This is a genomic window from Ignavibacteriales bacterium (assembly GCA_016709155.1).
Lineage (GTDB): Bacteria > Bacteroidota > Ignavibacteria > Ignavibacteriales > Ignavibacteriaceae > JADJEI01.
In genome coordinates, this window is the sequence record JADJEI010000001.1 from 872057 (window position 1) to 888896 (window position 16840).

General features: G+C 35.6%; 19 protein-coding genes. 9 read left to right on the top strand and 10 right to left on the bottom strand.

Going from position 1 to position 16840, the window contains the following annotated elements; all coding sequences use genetic code 11:
- Window positions 1-78 precede the first annotated feature (78 nt).
- Window positions 79-603, top strand: a complete 525-nt coding sequence (locus IPH11_04450) for a hypothetical protein (protein MBK6912938.1) — start codon at window positions 79-81, stop codon at window positions 601-603.
- Window positions 604-656: 53 nt separating this feature from the next.
- Here IPH11_04450 and IPH11_04455 read toward each other — a convergent pair whose 3' ends face one another.
- A complete protein-coding gene (locus IPH11_04455) occupies window positions 657-1703 on the bottom strand; it encodes an ATP-grasp domain-containing protein (GenBank protein MBK6912939.1) in 1047 nt (348 codons plus the stop codon).
- Between the two features lie 100 nt (window positions 1704-1803).
- On the opposite strand from IPH11_04455, the gene IPH11_04460 reads away from it, so the two are divergent.
- The 3 genes from IPH11_04460 (at window position 1804) to IPH11_04470 (ending at window position 4975) form a co-directional block, all read left to right on the top strand.
- Window positions 1804-2640: a hypothetical protein gene (locus IPH11_04460; GenBank protein MBK6912940.1), complete on the top strand. Its 837-nt coding sequence runs from the start codon at window positions 1804-1806 to the stop codon at window positions 2638-2640.
- Between the two features lie 23 nt (window positions 2641-2663).
- Window positions 2664-3227: a hydrolase gene (locus tag IPH11_04465; protein MBK6912941.1), complete on the top strand. Its 564-nt coding sequence runs from the start codon at window positions 2664-2666 to the stop codon at window positions 3225-3227.
- A gap of 509 nt (window positions 3228-3736) precedes the next feature.
- Complete coding sequence (locus IPH11_04470; protein MBK6912942.1) at window positions 3737-4975, top strand: tetratricopeptide repeat protein; 1239 nt, start codon at window positions 3737-3739, stop codon at window positions 4973-4975.
- Between the two features lie 180 nt (window positions 4976-5155).
- Here IPH11_04470 and IPH11_04475 read toward each other — a convergent pair whose 3' ends face one another.
- Both IPH11_04475 and IPH11_04480 read right to left on the bottom strand, forming a co-directional pair.
- Window positions 5156-5767 carry a YIP1 family protein gene (locus tag IPH11_04475; GenBank protein MBK6912943.1) on the bottom strand — a complete coding sequence of 204 codons (612 nt, stop codon included), beginning with the start codon at window positions 5765-5767 and terminating at the stop codon, window positions 5156-5158.
- 33 nt (window positions 5768-5800) lie between these two features.
- Window positions 5801-6454, bottom strand: a complete 654-nt coding sequence (locus IPH11_04480) for a hypothetical protein (GenBank protein MBK6912944.1) — start codon at window positions 6452-6454, stop codon at window positions 5801-5803.
- A gap of 394 nt (window positions 6455-6848) precedes the next feature.
- Here IPH11_04480 and IPH11_04485 point away from each other — a divergent pair, with 394 nt between their 5' ends.
- A complete protein-coding gene (locus IPH11_04485; protein ID MBK6912945.1) occupies window positions 6849-7199 on the top strand; it encodes a VOC family protein in 351 nt (116 codons plus the stop codon).
- Between the two features lie 61 nt (window positions 7200-7260).
- Here the strand turns inward: IPH11_04485 and IPH11_04490 are convergent, their stop codons facing one another.
- Window positions 7261-7689 carry an OsmC family protein gene (locus IPH11_04490; protein ID MBK6912946.1) on the bottom strand — a complete coding sequence of 143 codons (429 nt, stop codon included), beginning with the start codon at window positions 7687-7689 and terminating at the stop codon, window positions 7261-7263.
- Window positions 7690-7885: 196 nt separating this feature from the next.
- On the opposite strand from IPH11_04490, the gene IPH11_04495 reads away from it, so the two are divergent.
- Both IPH11_04495 and IPH11_04500 read left to right on the top strand, forming a co-directional pair.
- Complete coding sequence (locus IPH11_04495; GenBank protein ID MBK6912947.1) at window positions 7886-8353, top strand: hypothetical protein; 468 nt, start codon at window positions 7886-7888, stop codon at window positions 8351-8353.
- A 26-nt stretch (window positions 8354-8379) separates the two neighbouring features.
- Window positions 8380-9690, top strand: a complete 1311-nt coding sequence (locus tag IPH11_04500; protein ID MBK6912948.1) for an aminotransferase class V-fold PLP-dependent enzyme — start codon at window positions 8380-8382, stop codon at window positions 9688-9690.
- A 9-nt stretch (window positions 9691-9699) separates the two neighbouring features.
- On the opposite strand, the gene IPH11_04505 is transcribed toward IPH11_04500, so the two are convergent.
- The 3 genes from IPH11_04505 to IPH11_04515 form a co-directional block, all read right to left on the bottom strand.
- The gene (locus tag IPH11_04505) at window positions 9700-10335 is read right to left on the bottom strand and encodes an NAAT family transporter (protein ID MBK6912949.1); all 636 of its coding nucleotides are present in this window, start codon (window positions 10333-10335) and stop codon (window positions 9700-9702) included.
- A gap of 43 nt (window positions 10336-10378) precedes the next feature.
- Window positions 10379-11830, bottom strand: coding sequence for an amino acid decarboxylase (locus IPH11_04510; protein ID MBK6912950.1), 1452 nt, complete (start codon window positions 11828-11830; stop codon window positions 10379-10381).
- Window positions 11831-11935: 105 nt separating this feature from the next.
- Window positions 11936-13522, bottom strand: coding sequence for a T9SS type A sorting domain-containing protein (locus IPH11_04515; protein MBK6912951.1), 1587 nt, complete (start codon window positions 13520-13522; stop codon window positions 11936-11938).
- 253 nt (window positions 13523-13775) lie between these two features.
- Between IPH11_04515 and IPH11_04520 the strand changes: the two genes are divergently transcribed.
- Together IPH11_04520 and IPH11_04525 are read left to right on the top strand one after the other, a co-directional pair.
- Window positions 13776-14366, top strand: a complete 591-nt coding sequence (locus IPH11_04520) for an SCO family protein (protein ID MBK6912952.1) — start codon at window positions 13776-13778, stop codon at window positions 14364-14366.
- Window position 14367: 1 nt separating this feature from the next.
- Window positions 14368-14781: a copper chaperone PCu(A)C gene (locus tag IPH11_04525; GenBank protein ID MBK6912953.1), complete on the top strand. Its 414-nt coding sequence runs from the start codon at window positions 14368-14370 to the stop codon at window positions 14779-14781.
- 27 nt (window positions 14782-14808) lie between these two features.
- On the opposite strand, the gene IPH11_04530 is transcribed toward IPH11_04525, so the two are convergent.
- From IPH11_04530 to IPH11_04540, 3 genes are read right to left on the bottom strand one after another with little or no spacing between them, the layout of a single operon-like run.
- Entirely contained in the window at window positions 14809-15243 is a 435-nt protein-coding gene (locus tag IPH11_04530; GenBank protein MBK6912954.1) for a transposase, read from the bottom strand.
- A gap of 34 nt (window positions 15244-15277) precedes the next feature.
- Entirely contained in the window at window positions 15278-15859 is a 582-nt protein-coding gene (locus tag IPH11_04535; protein MBK6912955.1) for a pseudouridine synthase, read from the bottom strand.
- Window positions 15860-16624, bottom strand: a complete 765-nt coding sequence (locus IPH11_04540) for a sulfite exporter TauE/SafE family protein (protein ID MBK6912956.1) — start codon at window positions 16622-16624, stop codon at window positions 15860-15862.
- Between the last annotated feature and the right edge of the window lie 216 nt (window positions 16625-16840).

A 16840-nucleotide genomic window follows, 5' to 3' on the forward strand; every position in this document is an offset into this window, starting at 1 on the left:
AACTTTATCTTTGAACTAATTATTACAAGAAATATCTTTTATAGATTTTTATTGAAAGGAAAAACGATGACTGAACAAATTAAAAAAATAAGCCCAAGTTTTTGGGTGCTTACATTAATGGTATTTGTTGCTGCATTTGTGCGACTACTTCCTCACCCGCCAAACTTTGCACCAATAGCTGCAATGGCTTTATTTGGCGGTGCGTACTTTAATAAAAAAACACTTGCATTTGCAATCCCACTTGCTGCAATGTTTTTAACTGATGCAATAATTGGTTTTTACTCTTCAGCCTGGCTAACGTATCTCAGCTTTGCTTTGATTGTAGTGCTTGGAATTGTGATGCTAAAAAAAGTAAGTGTAAAAAATTTAATCTTTGCATCATTAACAGCTTCAGTAAGTTTCTTTGCAATCACAAACTTTGGTGTTTGGGCACTTGGAACATTATATCCTAAAACTGCAGCAGGCTTAATGGAAAGCTACATTGCAGCAGTTCCATTTTTCCAAAATTCTTTGCTTGGCGAATTATTCTTTGTTGGTGTAATGTTTGGAGTTTATGAATTGATAAAACACAAAGTTCCTGCGCTTGCAAAAGTAAAAGCATAATTTTATTTCTTAAGTCCCTTCTCTTTTGGAGAAGGGATTTGGGGATGAGGCTCTTACTTTGCTCTCTTCCCTCTTTCATAAGCAAGCATAACAATTCTCTTTAGAGCCCGGGAATAACTTAATCCTGCAGCGTGTGCAGAGCGCATAAATCCCGCACCCTCTGTTAAATCGGGATTTGGATTTACTTCGAGAACGAAAAGCTGATTATCTTTTGATAGTCTTATATCAACCCGCGCATAATCTCTTACACCCATTACGTTAAATGCTTTCAATGCTGTCTGGCTTGCAAACTGCTCTATTCGTTTATTTAGTTTTGCCGGACAGATAGGAATGGTTTTGTGATATGCTTCGTGAAATGGATCCCACTTTGCCTGATAACTGACTATGTTGTGCAGGTTTCCAGGCATGGAAGCAAAATCTATTTCACTGATCGGCAGGACAAAAGGATTTTTATCACCCATTACGGAAATATTGAGTTCTCTTCCTTCAATAAATTCTTCAACAAGTGCGGGCTGTTTGAAATAGTCCAGCACGTATTCAACCCGCTGCTTCAATTTAATTTTATTTGTAACTATGGAGGCGTTTTCAATTCCTACACTCGCATCTTCATAGGCAGGTTTTACAATCAAAGGATATTTTAAACCGTGATTAAAATTCTTAGCGGTTGAATTGAATACGACAAAGGGCGGTGTAAGAATTCCATAGGACTTTAATAACTGCTTTACCAGAATTTTACTTTGGCAGGTTGATAAAGCCATTGGAGAAGCCCCGGTGTATGGAATATCTAATAGCTCGAATAATCCGACGATATTCATTTCCAGACGCGGGTTATCGTTAAACAATTCAATAAAATTAAAAATAACGTCGGGCTTTTCCTGATTGATCATTTTGATCAGAGAATCAAGATTATCTTTCAGATTAAATGTAAATGCCAGGAACTTAGGAGAGTTTATTTTTCTGGCTATGTATTCAAATTCTTCTATCGGGGTAGTCTTGTCAACTTCGAAGAACGGTATGAACGACAATTCCGCACTGTTTTTCTGTTCTTTTTTGAAGTATAATTCGGGGTGAGCTTCATTAAAGGCTACAGCTATTTTTATTTTTTCTTTCATAGCTCAAAAATAACCGAAAAAACGCTAGTGCCCAAAGTTAGAGCGATGAATTATTCAATAACATTATTTAACTTTCTTATAAAAAAATATGAGTTTTTATCCCCAGCCATATAAATATCAATGCGGACCCTTCGCATTAAAGTACGCACTTGTAATGCTTGGTCGTTTCGAGAATGAAAAAAAAATTGGTATGAAAGCGGGAAGCAATTGGTGGTATGGTACTGATGAAATAGGGCTTGCAAAAGCTGCAAAAAGTTTTGACTGCAAAATGAAATACTTCCGCCGCGAAACTCCCGACGAAGCACTAAAGGCATTAACGGGACATTTGCGGCAAGGCTATCCTTGTATTTTGAGTGTTGACAACTGGGAACATTGGTTCACGGTAATCACCGAACAGCAGGGAAAATTTATTGTAGTTGACAGCGGACTTGAAAAGGTAATTGTTATTTACACGGGATATCAATTGCTAAAAAGATGGAAATATGTTGATGATGAAACGGAAAATATCAGCTATGACGGGTATGCGTTGATTCCGAAATTTAAGATAACTACCCGCGCAAGATTTACTTTAGAAAATGCACGCTATGTTATGCGAGATAGTAATATTGAACTTGCAACAAAGTGGGATACATACTTCAATGATTTAATAACTATCTGCAGACCGCGCACTTCGCTTTCAAAAAATATTATTTCGTTTATTGAATTTCTGCGGCGGCATGAAAAATTACTCGTTAGGTCAGTAGCGAACTGGCATGGAACACCGACTTATCACGAGCTTGATAAAATTCTAAAGTATATGCAGTTCGTGGCAGAAATTTACGATCTTGTTATTCATACTGAAGACCAGAAAAAAGCTCTAATTGACCTGACTTCTATCCTGATGATGTATTCTTGCGGTAAATATGGAATGGATCCTATTTATTAAAAATAATAAACAGCGAGGTGAATATGATACTCAAAAGAAATGAATTGATACTTAGACCAGAATCCACTGCACTTGTGATAATTGATATTCAGGAAAAAATTCTGAAAGTGATGTCCAATCCTGTTGGAGTAATCGAGAACACTTTGAAGTTGATTAAGGGCTTCAAAGTTTTAAGTCTTCCAATTTTTCTTACCGAACAATATCCAAAAGGATTGGGACCAACTGCCAGTGCATTAGCTGAAGAATTAGTTGGAATTAATCCAATTCAAAAAATGAGTTTTAGCTGCTTTGGAGCTGATAAATTTTTTCAGAGATTGACTGATAATAACGTTACACAAATCGTTGTTTGCGGAATTGAAACTCACGTTTGTGTTCAGCAAACCGTTTTGGATTTATTGGCAAATAATTTTCAGGTTAATGTTGCCGCCGATGCTGTTTCATCTCGACGAGAAATTGATTACTCCACCGCTTTGAATAGAATGAGCAAACATGGTGTTGAAATCACAACTGCCGAATCAATACTTTTTGAATTGTTGAATGTTTGCGGCACTGATGAGTTCAAACAAGTTTCTAAAATTGTAAGATAAATTTTACGAATAAAAAAGCCGACTTAGTGCCGGCTTTTTATCTCCTCTGAATGTTCCTTTCGATTAACATGTAACCGAAGTTTTGCTATAGGTAGGTATTTATTGAGCGGAAAAAATATTTATATTGCTCAGGTAATCCAGCGCATAAATTTCTAATTGTCAACTTTTTCTTTAAGACTAATTTATTTTAACCAGCCAATTCTTTTAATAAATTCTCTAAGGCTCGGCTCTTTCGAAAGAGTTCTGATATAATAAATTGAAAATTTTTGTGACTCAAAGAAGATAAGACATGAGTTTTAATGACTGATTCAATAAAAGACATAAATTTTATAATCTTACAGTAAATAATTCATACAACCTAAAGTAATTATTACACTCCAATAATTTTTCTGATGCAAAACAGGGAATTTATCAATCGATTTTAATGGCACAAGTGTTGAGTAACTTAATCGTCATTTAGGATAGAAAGATGTGCATTAAAATACATTGAACACCGAAAATATTGCAAAGTGAATATAAAAATTAAGAGTGCTGAAGTATTAGAAGAAATATTAAAGGATTTTTTCTCATCCCGTGATATTAATGAGTTTAAAAAAAGTTTTTTAAGCCCCTCTCCAAAAAAATCCAGGCAATCATCGGAATCAGTTTCTGAAGGAAAAGTGCAATTAAATTTTGAGCTTCCGACAGATTTTAATCTGATTACACAAATTGACTTGCTAATTACATTTTCTGCCGATAAACTTCCCAAAATAAAATTTCTTGAACTTTTACTTTTTCTCAGCCACACCACCGGTTCCGCAGGCGAGTTTGCGACTGCTATTGATCTTAACAAAAAGATTATCAAGCAAACAAAAAACGACTCACTTCTAAAAAATATTGCTGCCAATGCATATCTCTTCCTTGGGGAAATTTATAGCCGTCAGGCACAGTGGGAAGAAAGCTTTGCCAGCATAAAGAAAGCCTATTCGCTTTTCAAAGAGTTAAACGATTCTAAGGGTTGTGCAAACTCAGAAAATCTTTTAGGAACTATCTACGGCGATATGGGTAACCTGAAAAAGGCAGTTGCACATTTTGAAAGTGGCATTGCGTACCTGGATGAGAGCGTTGATATTTCATTGACTGGAAAAATTGAAATCAATCTCGGCATAATTAATAATATTCAGGGAAATTATCACTCTGCTTTATCTTATTTAAAACGAGCTTTGGTAAATTTCCAGAAGATTTCTGAGCCGGGTAGAATAGCTGAAATAAGACATAATATGGGAATGGTTTTTATTAAACAAGCTGATTACAATTCAGCATTGGTTGAATTTGATCATGCCTTGGAGATAGCCATTAAAGGGAGTTTTGCTCAGACAATCGGAATTACTTATTTAAGTAAAGCTTATGTTTTTACTTTGATGAGAGATTTTAGACTTAGTGAAGCCTACTTGAATAAAGCGATGGAAATCTCTTATAAAATAAACGACAGACTTTCAATTGCTGAGGTTTATAAAGTTAGAGGCATTATTCAAAGAGAAAATAGAAACTTCGACACTGCCGAAAATTTCCTCCTAACTTCGTTAAGAATAAATAAAGAATTGGATAACAAACTTAACGAAGCAGAAACGCAAACTGAACTTGGTATCCTCTATAAACTAACTAAAAAGAATAAACAAAGTAAGCAGGCTTTTAGTCAAGCATTTGAGTACTACCAGAAAATTGGAGCTGCTAACGAAATTAATAAGATCCAGGAATTGTTCACATAAAGGTTTTCTGCATTTTTACTGCTGTTGAAAATTTTATCACTGTTCGATTATTAAGCAATGATTAACTGATACTTCCATGGACGACTTTTATTATTAGAAAATAGGCTGAATGAGATTTACAATTCAGCCTATTCTAATTAACAATTCACTAATATTCCAAGTATTCAAAAAGTAATGAAGCTAATTTCCGAGATTGAAATTTTTTAACCCATCTAATCCCACGCTTGGCAAAGCTACTGCCGCTACAATCATTCCAATAACAAAATAAACCACAACAGCAATTATAATAACTACGATTAAGTAACCGGCAAGTTTATCCTGCGGCGTGTCTTTAACAATTTTCAATCCAAGATACATTAGATAAAGTGAATACAAACCGAGGATACCAAGAATACCAAGTACAGGAATAATGCTAAAAATACCTGCTATCCAGGCTGCCGTATATGAATAAACTGCTACCTTCAGTGAAGCGATCATATTTTTTGTTGAACCAAAAGAAGGAGCAAGGGCATCTATAATAAATGCTACTACATAGATACCTACTAACGAAAGGATATAATATACCACAGCATAAATCAATCCGTTTGTAACCGGTATTTTATATGAACCCAAAAATCCCAAGTTAACCCCGATTAAAGATTGACCAATGAAAGTAGCAACTACAGGAATTAGCGCAAAGATCATTGCGTACTTTGTGAATAATTCACCAACTGAAGCTGCTTCATTTTTAATAACTTCCCACTCTGTTTTTGGTGTCATTAAAATATTTTTAGCGCGTTCAACTAAGCTCATATCATTCTCCTAAAATAAATTGTAAATAATTAATTATTGAATTCCAAAGTTTTTCCACGACTCAAGTTTGCTTAAACCTATTTGACCGAGAGCGCTTTTCAACTCTTCCATCGTAATATTATTGCCGCTTGCTTCAACAATAAAACGAGAGGAAACAAGCACCTGCAGTTTGCCATACTTACCTTCGTTGTTGTACTCTTCGTAAGCTTTGTAGCCTGAAAAATTTGTTGTCTTTTCGTAGCCGGAATCAGTTTCGCGGTCAAATTCTCCCATCGCCCAACCGTAGGCTGCCATTTGCGTTAGTCCGCTCATATTGCCCATATCGGTTATATTTATGTCAAAACTTTTTGATCCATCTTCAGAACTATAATCAGCTTCAGCGTGTGATATATTCATATTGAAAGCCGCAGTCTTTTCTCCCGATGAATTCGTACGTTTCATTCCATTTATACTTTCAGGGTACAATGCTTTTAGTTCTCTGAAATCCACAGGCTCAACTTTTTTTCCTTCCGTCAAATTCTCGCCCATTTGTTTCATCTTTTCAGCGTAGGCTTCGGGACTGTTTTCGTCAACTTGCTCGTTTGAATTCCCCTCTTTATCTGCTACTTTTTCTTCGCCGCTTTTTCCGCAGCTCCAAAAAATTAGTGTTAATGAAATAAACAATATGTAAAGAACTCTTTGCGTCATATGGCCTCCGGATTAGTTATAGTTTGTTAATTGATGATTTAGTTGTTGATTGGAATTGATTTCACGAAAGATGAAATTAAGATGTGAGGAATATTTTTCCGAAACGAATTTACTCATAGAATATCTTTCTATTGTTAAAATTAATACGCCGGATAAAGATCAATCAAAACTTAACAAGGCTTGACTTTACAAACAAAAGATAAAATAAATTTTGATATTTTTTTTCCGCTGAATTTTGTCTGTTCGTGACACATTTATAACTGTATAATTTGCATTCAGCACCAAACCAATTTTTTTTTAATAGATTTTTATTTTCAATCGCTTGTTAATTCTAACTAATAAAATTAATTTTAATTATAGAAACATAGTTCATAATAAAAACAAAGGGACGATTATGCACAGTTCTCTCATCGCACATTTGGAAATTCCTTCAACCGATCTTGATAAATCAAAAGAATTTTACAACAAAGTATTTGGTTGGGATTTTAAACCATTTGGAAAAGGGTATTTGCTTTTCAATAATCACAAAGGAATAATGGTTGGCATACGCAGTGTCGAAAAAGTTTTTAAAGGTGATTCAACCGTATTTCATATTAATGTTGAGAACATTGAATCAATCTTAGCCAAAGCTGAGAAGGCGGGTGGAAGTATCAAACGCGGAAAAACAGTTATCCCCGCAATGGGCTGGTACGCTTTGATTTATGATATTGATGGTAATACGATTGGATTATTTCAGAAGAATTGATTTTTATTTGAGGAAGCAGAAAGATTACTAAAAAAGTGGGAAGGGCAAACCCTTCCCTTGCTTAATTTGACTCAATTATTTTAAACGAATGAGTTAGCTCTAAAGCCTTACGCAACATTGCCGAAACGCTGCAATATTTTGTCTGCGATAAATCAATAGCTCGTTCAACATCTTTTTCCGAAATATTTTTTCCATAAAAAACATATTCAATATGAATTTTTGTGTAAACCTGCGGATGTTCATCAGCCATTTCTGCTGAAATATTCATTTCGAATTTATCAAGCTGAACTTTCTTTTTCTGAAGTATGCTTGCAACATCACTTCCTGAACAACCACCAAGTGAAAGTAATATTAATTCCTTCGGTCGAATGCCTGCGTTGCTTCCTCCAAAATCCTCCGGTCCATCCATCGTAACCCAATGATTAGAATCGGTTTTACCAACGAAAGTAATTCCTTTTACCTGCTGAACAAATGCTTTTTTTGTTGACATATTTTCCTTTTTTTTATTTCGTAAGATGTTTGTTTTTCTTACAAGATTCAAATTATGTTTGTTATAGAATATTTGCAGAATTAGTTAAATAAAATTGTTTTTAGTTCAGAATTACTTTTTGAAATGAATAACTATTTGATTTACTTTTAATATAGAGTTAAGATTTTATTAAGTAAAATTTATTCGGAGAAACAAAATGATAATAAAACAAAACCACCCAGCTTTAATTTTACTCTATCTCATTGCTTTCTTTTATTTTTTCTCTCCTCAACTTTCAGCCCAAAACGAAAAGAAAATTATATCCACAATCGAAGCGCCAAAGCCGGTTGGACCATATTCACAAGCTGTCGAAGTTGGCGATATGCTTTTTATTTCGGGACAAATTCCACTTGATGCTTCCACCGATAAACTTGTTGAAGGTGGTATCGGTGTACAAACTTTACAAGTGTTGAAAAATATTGAAGCGATACTTTTAGCTGCAGGTTACACAAAAGAAAATATCGTGCAGTGCCAGGTTTACCTTTCTGACTTGAGTTTGTACCCGACCATGAATAATGTTTACGAAAATTTTTTTGTTGAAAACTTTCCCGCCCGTTCAGTTATCGAAGTAAAAAAATTACCCCGCGATGTTCTAATTGAAATTATGGCAACTGCTAAAAAATAATTTTACATTAATCTAAAAGGTCAACAATGCCAACACGCCGCAAATTTATTAACCAATTTGCTATTGCCGGAACAGGTGCGCTAATGCTGCTAAAATTCGATGCACTCGCAAGAGCAAATGACGCTGTTCTCAATATGCCACCTCAGATCTCCCCTTCCCTTACAGCATCAGATGAGGATTTCTGGGGACGCATTCAATCTGCTTTTGAAATTGATAGATCAATTATAAACCTAAATAATGGAGGAGTATCGCCTTCACCTGCTTCGGTTAGTAATGCTTTGAAGCAATACATTGATTATTCAAACAAAGGTCCGTCTTATTTTATGTGGCGTCACCTCGAACCAAATATTGAGTTAGTTCGTGAAAAACTTGCTAAGACTTTTAACGTTGATAAGGAGGAGGTTGCTATTACCCGGAATGCAAGTGAATCACTCGAAAATGTTCAGCTCGGAATTCCAATGAATGCCGGAGATGAAGTAATTACAACAACTCAGGATTACCCTCGAATGCTTACAACCTGGCAGCAAAGAGTGCGGCGCGAAAATATTGTAATTAAAAAAGTCTCATATAAAATTCCCACAAATAGTTTTGATGAACTTCTAACTAAAATTGAAAAAGAAATTACTCCCCGAACAAAAGTTATTCACGTAAGCCATACAATCTTTTTAACTGGACAAATTATTCCTGTTAAAGAAATCAGTGCGATTGCCCACAAGCACGGCGTTTTATTAATTTGCGATGGGGCGCATTCTTTCAATCATTTTCCATACAAGCAAAGTGATTTAGACTGTGATTTCTTCGGTACAAGTCTGCACAAATGGACTTATGCCCCAATCGGAACCGGATTTCTTTATGTCAGAAAAGAGTTGATAAAAAATATCTGGTCGCTGTTTGCTTCAGATGAAAAGCAAGAAAACGACATTAGAAAATTTGAAGAGATTGGAACTCACCCCGCAGCCAATCATAATGCCATCGCTGAAGCATTAGCTTTTAACGAAACCATCGGCATTGAAAGAAAAGCAGAACGGTTTCGTTATCTTCACAGCATCTGGATTAATCGTTTAAGAAAATACGAGAATGTAAAATTCCTTGTAAATATTGATGATCCAAATCAATATTGCGGAATTGTGAATGTACATTTTGAAGGTACTGATCCGGTGAAAGTCGTAAATCATCTTTTAGATAAACACAAAATTTTTACAGTCGCCATAGTTCATGATGAGTTTAAAGGAATTCGAGTTACTCCAAACGTTTACACACTTGTTTCTGAAATGGAAATCTTTGCTGATGCAATGGAAAAAATAGCAAGGGGTGAGGTAAAAGATTTGGAAGAATAATCTAAGTTATCAATTTCCTAAAATATCCTGGACAATCGGTTTCAATCCGCCAAAGAATAACTCGACGGCAATTACCATTACGATCAAACCCATTAAACGGGTAAATAATTTATTGCCGTTCTCCCCGATGAATGAGATAATTTTCCTCGCACTCAATAATATTAAATGGGTTAATCCTATTACTAAAAAAATCACAATGACAAAAGCAGTTTTCTGACTGATCATTCGCGCATCGTTCATATACACAATCGAAACTGTGATTGCGCCCGGACCGGTGATAATAGGAATTCCGAGTGGTGTAATTGCAAAATCCTTTGCCGCTTCGAGTGATTCTTCACCATCAGATTTTATCTTTGCTAATTTGCCGCGCAGCATATCAAAGCCGCTCATAAAAAATAAAATACCGCCGACAATTCTCAATCCATTAATCGAAATATTAAAAAGATCAAAAATGAACTTGCCGCCGAAAGCAAAAAATAGTAAAACAATTAATGCAGTAGTGGTAGCTTTCAATGCTATAATGCGCGCTTGTTTGGAATTCATTTTTTCAGTCAGCGAAGTATAAACCGGTATCACACCAATCGGGTTTATCATTGTAAACAAAGTTGTAAAAGCTAAAAGGGAAAATTCAAATATTTTATCCATATTTTTTAATCTGTGTTAATCTGCCTAATCAGTGTTACTTGCGTTATTGTCTTAATATTTCTTCTGCAGTAGTTTTGATTAGCTCCCAGGCTGCCTCCACGTGACTTCTTTCCTGCCTGATGCTGCCGATTGTTAATCTGATGACAAACTTACTGTTAAGTTTTGTATGGGATAAAAAGAACTTTCCCGAAGAATTAATTTTATCCAAAAGTTTGCTGTTAAGCTCATTCAATTCATCATCACTTAGATACGCGGGATTGAATCTAAAACACACCGTTGAGAAATGTACGGGCGCCATTCTTTCAAAGGTAGGGTTATCATCTATCCAGCGAGCGAACTCTTTTGCTAATTCAATGTGGTTTTTAATTCGTGATGCTAAACCATCCACTCCGAAATACCTAATTATGAACCACAGTTTTAACGAGCGAAATCTTCTACCAAGTTGAATTCCATAATCCATCAAATTTTCAACTTCATTATCCTGATTGGTCCTTAAATATTCTGCTGACAAACTGAAAGCACGCTTAAGCATTTCTGGTTTGCGTGTAAAATAAACACTAAGGTCTGATGGTGTAAACAACCACTTGTGCGGATTGATTACAATCGAATCGGCTTTCTCCCACCCTTTCGAAATCCATTTCATTTCGGGAATCATTGCAGAAACGCCTGCGTAAGCAGAATCAATGTGCAACCATAAATTATATTTTTCAGCAATCTCAGCTATCTCTTCGACGGGATCAACGCTTGTGGTAGATGTTGTTCCAACAGTGGCAACGACACAAAACGGTTTCCAGCCATTTGACAAATCTTCTTTAATTGCTTCTTCAAGCTTTTTAGGAATCATTCTAAATTGATCATCAACCGGAATTTTTCTGATTCCTTCTAAACCAATTCCGAGAGTTAATGCCCCCTTATCAATTGATGAATGAGCATGTTCTGAAGCATAAAGTTTTAGTCGGGGAATATCATTTCTACCTGCCATACCTTTTTCGCGAAATTGAAAACCAATCTGTTCACGAGCGGAGGCAATCGCATGCATAGAACTTGTGGAAGCAGTGTCATAAATTATTCCCCAATAATTTTCCGGCAGCCCGATCATTTGTCTGAACCAATTCATCATTGCTTTTTCAAGTTCTGTAAAGGCGGGTGAAGTTATCCAGAGCATTCCGTTAACATTTAATGAAGCACTAAGAAGCTCAGCGAGAATGCCAGGCCCGCTTGAAGTGGAATTAAAGTAAGCCATAAACCCCGGATGATTCCAATGAGTTATTCCATCCATCAGGACTTTATCAATATCACTAATAATTTTTTCGAATCCTTCTCCCAGAGGTGGAGGCGAAAACGGAATACGCTGATAAATTTCGTTTGGTTTAATCCGGGATTGAACCGGATATTTTTCAATGTTAGATAGATACTCCGCTATCCAATCAACTAATTGATAGCCATACTTGCGGAATTCTTCGGCGGACATATCACCTTGAAAATTACTTTGCATAGATTTAATAAAAAATTAAATGAACTTTTTATGCAAAGTTAAGACTTTTTTCAGTGCAATGATTTATGAATGAGTTAATAAGTTTAAAAAAGATTACACGATTGATTATTTCAGTAAAATTAATTTCTTTGTATTTGAAAAATTCAATGATTCCATTCTATAAAAATAAATTCCGCTTGCAAATTTATTTCCATCAAACTCTATTGTGTAACTGCCCGGTTCTTTTTCATCATTTACTAAAGTTGCAATTTTTTCTCCAAGTAAGTTGAATACTTGCATTTCAACATTTCCTTTGACTGGAATTTCAAAATCAATTTTTGTTTTGGGGTTAAATGGATTGGGATAGTTCTGACTTAAGAAATAATGCTCCGGCAAAACAGGTGGCTCATAAATTACTATACTTGATTTTTCAACAAGCTGATCATAAGTCAGGGAGTGAAGTATCTTTGCATTATTCTGCATTGCTCTGATGCTTTCAAATCGGTTCGTCCCAAGACCAGGAACGAGTGCAAGCATCACCCATTGAGTATCATTGGGAGCTAATGTAAAAGGTCCGGAGAAAAAAACAAAACCGGCTTCTCCGTTTGTATTTGATTCTGGGTAAACCCACCCAATATTTGTAACGGGGTCGCCATCAAAAGGGAATTTAGTTTCTTCGCCAGTAATTGGATTAATTATTTTTTCTCCAATATCGTCAAAGCCTCTAGCGATATTCCACGTTTCCATTAAGTTAGTATAATAATTTGAAAGATGCGAGAGGTAAGAATCCTGTGGATAATAAGATGAAAGGGACAGATTCTTATAATTAATTATTTTATTGCCTTTAAAAATTGCCGAGTCACCATACGATTGAGTTATTGGACCATATAAAAGAGTATAGCCAACTGCTGGAGGGGGAGAATTAAACCAAGGATGTGAATTAGTACCAGACCAACAATAGCCTAATTGGTTTGCAACATCAACCGCTGGTGGATTAGAACCAGCATCATAAAAATCAATGTCAGTCCAGAAACCAATGAATGTCGAATCAATATTTTGTGTCCCTTTATTAATAATTTCATATTCTAAAAAAATCACATTCGAAAGAATATTCTCTGAAGAATATCTACCCCATGCATAAACTAATTGATGAATTTCTAAGGGCATAATTGGAAGAGTGTCTAAATCAGTGTTCCATTGTTTTCGTCTATACAAACTTGAGTCATAAGCGTTATATACCGTATAAAGGAGTTGATCATTATAAACCAATGGATTATTTAGGCTATCTGCAGGAGCGCCCCATTCGATAGGCCATTCATTTACATCTGGATTAGAAAAATTGGTATCCCCCTTTGATATTTTATAGACACGATATTTTAGTGAGTCTTCCGGTCTCGAAATCATTGCAGAGTTATTTTCGAGAATTGGACCTGGTGAATAATAGTTAATCCATCTTGATAATGACAAGTGAGGAAAATTGTCTATCTTTCCAATTACCCAAATTCCCTGGTCATACATTACGTACGAACCTCCACTTAATATTTTCCAAAAAGCCCCGCCATATCCATCGTTACTTTGTGTGGAGCCGATATTATTAATTCTAATTGTGATATTATTTGTGTCTAGTATTTGCTGATTTCGATATGGTTCTTGTTGACAATAGATAAACTCTATAAATAAAAAACAGCATAAACCTATAAGATTTTTATTCATTCTTCACTTTAGTTTTTTACAATACTTCAATTCTACATTTTTAATAATGATTTTATTTTTATTAATTAACTTTACAATCAGAGTGCCACAATTTATTTATTATATTTATCTAACAATTCAACCAATAATAAAAGAACTACTACGAAATATTTTCGCAGCCTGCGAAAACTTTGCGTCTATGATTCAATTTTCTCAATTACTTTTTTTATCTACTTCCTTTTGAATAATTTTGACCAACTAAAATTAAGACTTTATGAAACATATTTTATCTATATTAATTATTCTTTCTTTTACTCTAACTTCCTGCATTCAGGATTTTCCGATAGATAAAAACCTATCAAACGTCAATACAAAATTGATTGATCAAAACGGAAATGGGAAACAATTTAACAATGTAATCGCAGGTAAGACAACGGTGATTGCTTTCATTTACACAAACTGCCCGGATATTTGCCCGATGACTACTCACAATATGCAGCTTGTTGATGAAAGGCTATTGAAAGAAAATGTCACCAACATTAATTTCATAGTCGTCTCATTTGACCCGGAAAGGGATACGCCGGAAGTATTAAATAAATTTGCCGCGATCCGTGATATTGATTTGAAACGGTGGGGTTTTTATACGGGTGATAAAACATCAATCGAAGAACTCATGGATGAGTTTGAAGTAAAAGCATTCCCTTCAGATACATCTTATTCAAGCGAAGGGAAGCTTAGATACTCAATGATTCACACTGATAGAATTTCTCTGATTGATTATGAAGGCAGTCTGCGGAAATATTATTCCGGCAGTAAATTAAATCTTGATGAACTTTATAACGACATAAAAAAATTAGAGGACTAATATGAAATACTTTCTTTTTTTACTAATTCCACTTTTCACTTTTGCCGGCAATGATGATATAAAAGTTACTAACCCCTGGTTCAGACTTGTTTCCGAAGGAATGACCACCGGGTTATTCTTCACTGTTGAAAATACAGGCGATAAACCTGATACGCTCTACAATATCTCAAGCAATATTTCCGATGAACTTGAAATTCACGAAACATACTCCAAAGGAAATGATCAGATGGGAATGAGGCAGGTGGATTTTATTGTGATACCCGCGAAAAGCACCTTTGAATTTAAACCGCGTTCATTTCACGTAATGGTATTTGAAGTTAAGAAAGATATGCCCATAGGTAGTGAGGGTGAGTTTACTCTTTTTTTCAAACGAGCAGGTAAAATAAAAATTACTGCAATTTCAAAAGAAGTATAGTAATTAAATGATTCGGATTGAAGCTTGCTAATAAATTCCATAAGCTTCAACAAAGTGCTGGTATTCTTCTTCGAATGATTCGGTGCGGTGATGATCTTCCTGATCGTTGATGTATTCAACAACTTTCTGAATATTTGAGGGTGATACAGAAAATGCGCCATAACTTTTTTCCCAACTGAAATCTTTTTCAAAAAAGTTTTGCTCATTCAGCCACGCGGCTGCAGCGTTTCTGATCTTATTCACAAGCTCATCAATTGAATAATGAAGCTGCAAGTCAACTAGCATGTGCAAATGCTCTCCAACTGCTGAACATGATTTGATTTTGATATCATTCATCTCACCAAAGTGAAAGAGAAAGTTCCTCAACTTTAATGCAACCTCCTTGTGAGAAAATAATTTTTCCTCTTCTTGAGTTGAAATAATTACATGAAGCCAGCATTTTGCTACTGTATTTGATCCCATTAAACTTCTCCTGAATAAAAATATTTGTTTTCCTTCACAAACTAAATCTAATCTTGTTAATTTCCACTAACGATTCCTCCCGCCACTCACCAGGCTGAAGGCTGCCAAGACTCCATTCACCTACCTTTGTCCTGATCAATCGAAGCGTTGGATAGCCAATGTTTGCAGTCATTCGACGAACCTGTCTGTTCCTTCCTTCTTTAATTGTAATAGAAAGCCAGCTACAGGGAATATTTTTTCTTTCACGGATTGGTTCCGAGCGTTCCCAAATGGATGGGGCATTGATTAGCTTTACGATTGCGGGTAAGGTTAATCCATCACTCAGCTCAACACCAACTCGTAATTTATCTAAAGCTGATTCTTCAGGAATTCCTTCTACCTGAGCAAGATATTCTTTCGGCATTTTATGTTTGGGGTCCGAAATTAAATGCTGAATTTTTCCATCGTCTGTTAAAAGGACTAATCCCTCACTATCATAATCGAGTCTGCCGGCGGCATAAACATTTTTAATGCTAATAAAATCAGCAAGAGTTTTTCTACCGCTGCCATCAGTGAATTGCGTGAGTACTTTGTATGGTTTGTTAAATAATATTAATCGGCTCACTACAGTAAATATTTATTTGATAAAATAAATTATAGAAACAGCAACACCGATAATTACAACAAATATTCTAAGAGTGTCAGGTTTTATTTTGCCGGCAATCCTGCCCCCTAATGCACCCCCGGCTAAAGCACCGATTGACATAACAACTGCCGCCGCCCACACAACCTGATCCAAAAACATAAAGTATATCGCCGCTGAAATATTCACACTCAATGATAAGACCTGTTTGACGGCATTCAGACGCGTAAGTGAATCGTCAAGCACAAGCCCAAGAACTGCGAGGATAATTACGCTCAATCCTGCGCCAAAGTAACCGCCGTACACTGCAGCAATTGCAATTGGAATTACCATCCATACTTTAGTTGATAATCCCTTAGTATATTTCCCACCCCGTTTGAGTAACCACTTTCGTAATGGACTTTGAAGCGCGAGCAGTATAGAGGCAAACAAAATTAAGTAAGGTATAAGTTCGCCAAATACTTTTTCACCGGTATTCAATAGAAGCAATCCGCCGGCTAACCCACCCATTATACTTGCAGGGATCAAAGTGATTAAAATTGATTTTTGATTTTTAAGATCATTGGATTGAGCCATTGCGCCGCCAAAGTATCCGGGACAAAGCGCAATAGTGTTTGTGATGTTTGCGGCAACCGGGGGGATACCCAGGGCAGTAAGTACCGGAAATGAAATGAGTGTACCACCCCCTGCAAGGGCATTCACTCCTCCTGCAGCAACCGCGGCAAGAAAGACAATCACAAACTCATATTCAGTTAACATAAAACCAATTCAAATCAGTAATGTAAAAATTATTTTTTATGATATGATAATTACTAAAAGAATATCCCTGCAACAAATGATCTTGCGCCATTGACGGACTTCTATCCTCATAAAATAATTTGAAATATGCCACGCTCGAAAAATCATTCCCTTAAATTTTTCTCATTCAAAACTCTGAATCTTCCGTTTCCATCTGTTAAAGTTGTTCGGTATTTC

Coding starts and splice junctions, on each gene's coding strand:
- IPH11_04460 (MBK6912940.1), top strand. CDS start 1,804: ATGAGTTTTTATCCCCAGCCATATAAATATCAATGCGGACCCTTCGCA.
- IPH11_04465 (MBK6912941.1), top strand. CDS start 2,664: ATGATACTCAAAAGAAATGAATTGATACTTAGACCAGAATCCACTGCA.
- IPH11_04475 (MBK6912943.1), bottom strand. CDS start 5,767: ATGAGCTTAGTTGAACGCGCTAAAAATATTTTAATGACACCAAAAACA.
- IPH11_04480 (MBK6912944.1), bottom strand. CDS start 6,454: ATGACGCAAAGAGTTCTTTACATATTGTTTATTTCATTAACACTAATT.
- IPH11_04485 (MBK6912945.1), top strand. CDS start 6,849: ATGCACAGTTCTCTCATCGCACATTTGGAAATTCCTTCAACCGATCTT.
- IPH11_04490 (MBK6912946.1), bottom strand. CDS start 7,689: ATGTCAACAAAAAAAGCATTTGTTCAGCAGGTAAAAGGAATTACTTTC.
- IPH11_04495 (MBK6912947.1), top strand. CDS start 7,886: ATGATAATAAAACAAAACCACCCAGCTTTAATTTTACTCTATCTCATT.
- IPH11_04500 (MBK6912948.1), top strand. CDS start 8,380: ATGCCAACACGCCGCAAATTTATTAACCAATTTGCTATTGCCGGAACA.
- IPH11_04505 (MBK6912949.1), bottom strand. CDS start 10,335: ATGGATAAAATATTTGAATTTTCCCTTTTAGCTTTTACAACTTTGTTT.
- IPH11_04510 (MBK6912950.1), bottom strand. CDS start 11,830: ATGCAAAGTAATTTTCAAGGTGATATGTCCGCCGAAGAATTCCGCAAG.
- IPH11_04515 (MBK6912951.1), bottom strand. CDS start 13,522: ATGAATAAAAATCTTATAGGTTTATGCTGTTTTTTATTTATAGAGTTT.
- IPH11_04520 (MBK6912952.1), top strand. CDS start 13,776: ATGAAACATATTTTATCTATATTAATTATTCTTTCTTTTACTCTAACT.
- IPH11_04525 (MBK6912953.1), top strand. CDS start 14,368: ATGAAATACTTTCTTTTTTTACTAATTCCACTTTTCACTTTTGCCGGC.
- IPH11_04530 (MBK6912954.1), bottom strand. CDS start 15,243: ATGGGATCAAATACAGTAGCAAAATGCTGGCTTCATGTAATTATTTCA.
- IPH11_04540 (MBK6912956.1), bottom strand. CDS start 16,624: ATGTTAACTGAATATGAGTTTGTGATTGTCTTTCTTGCCGCGGTTGCT.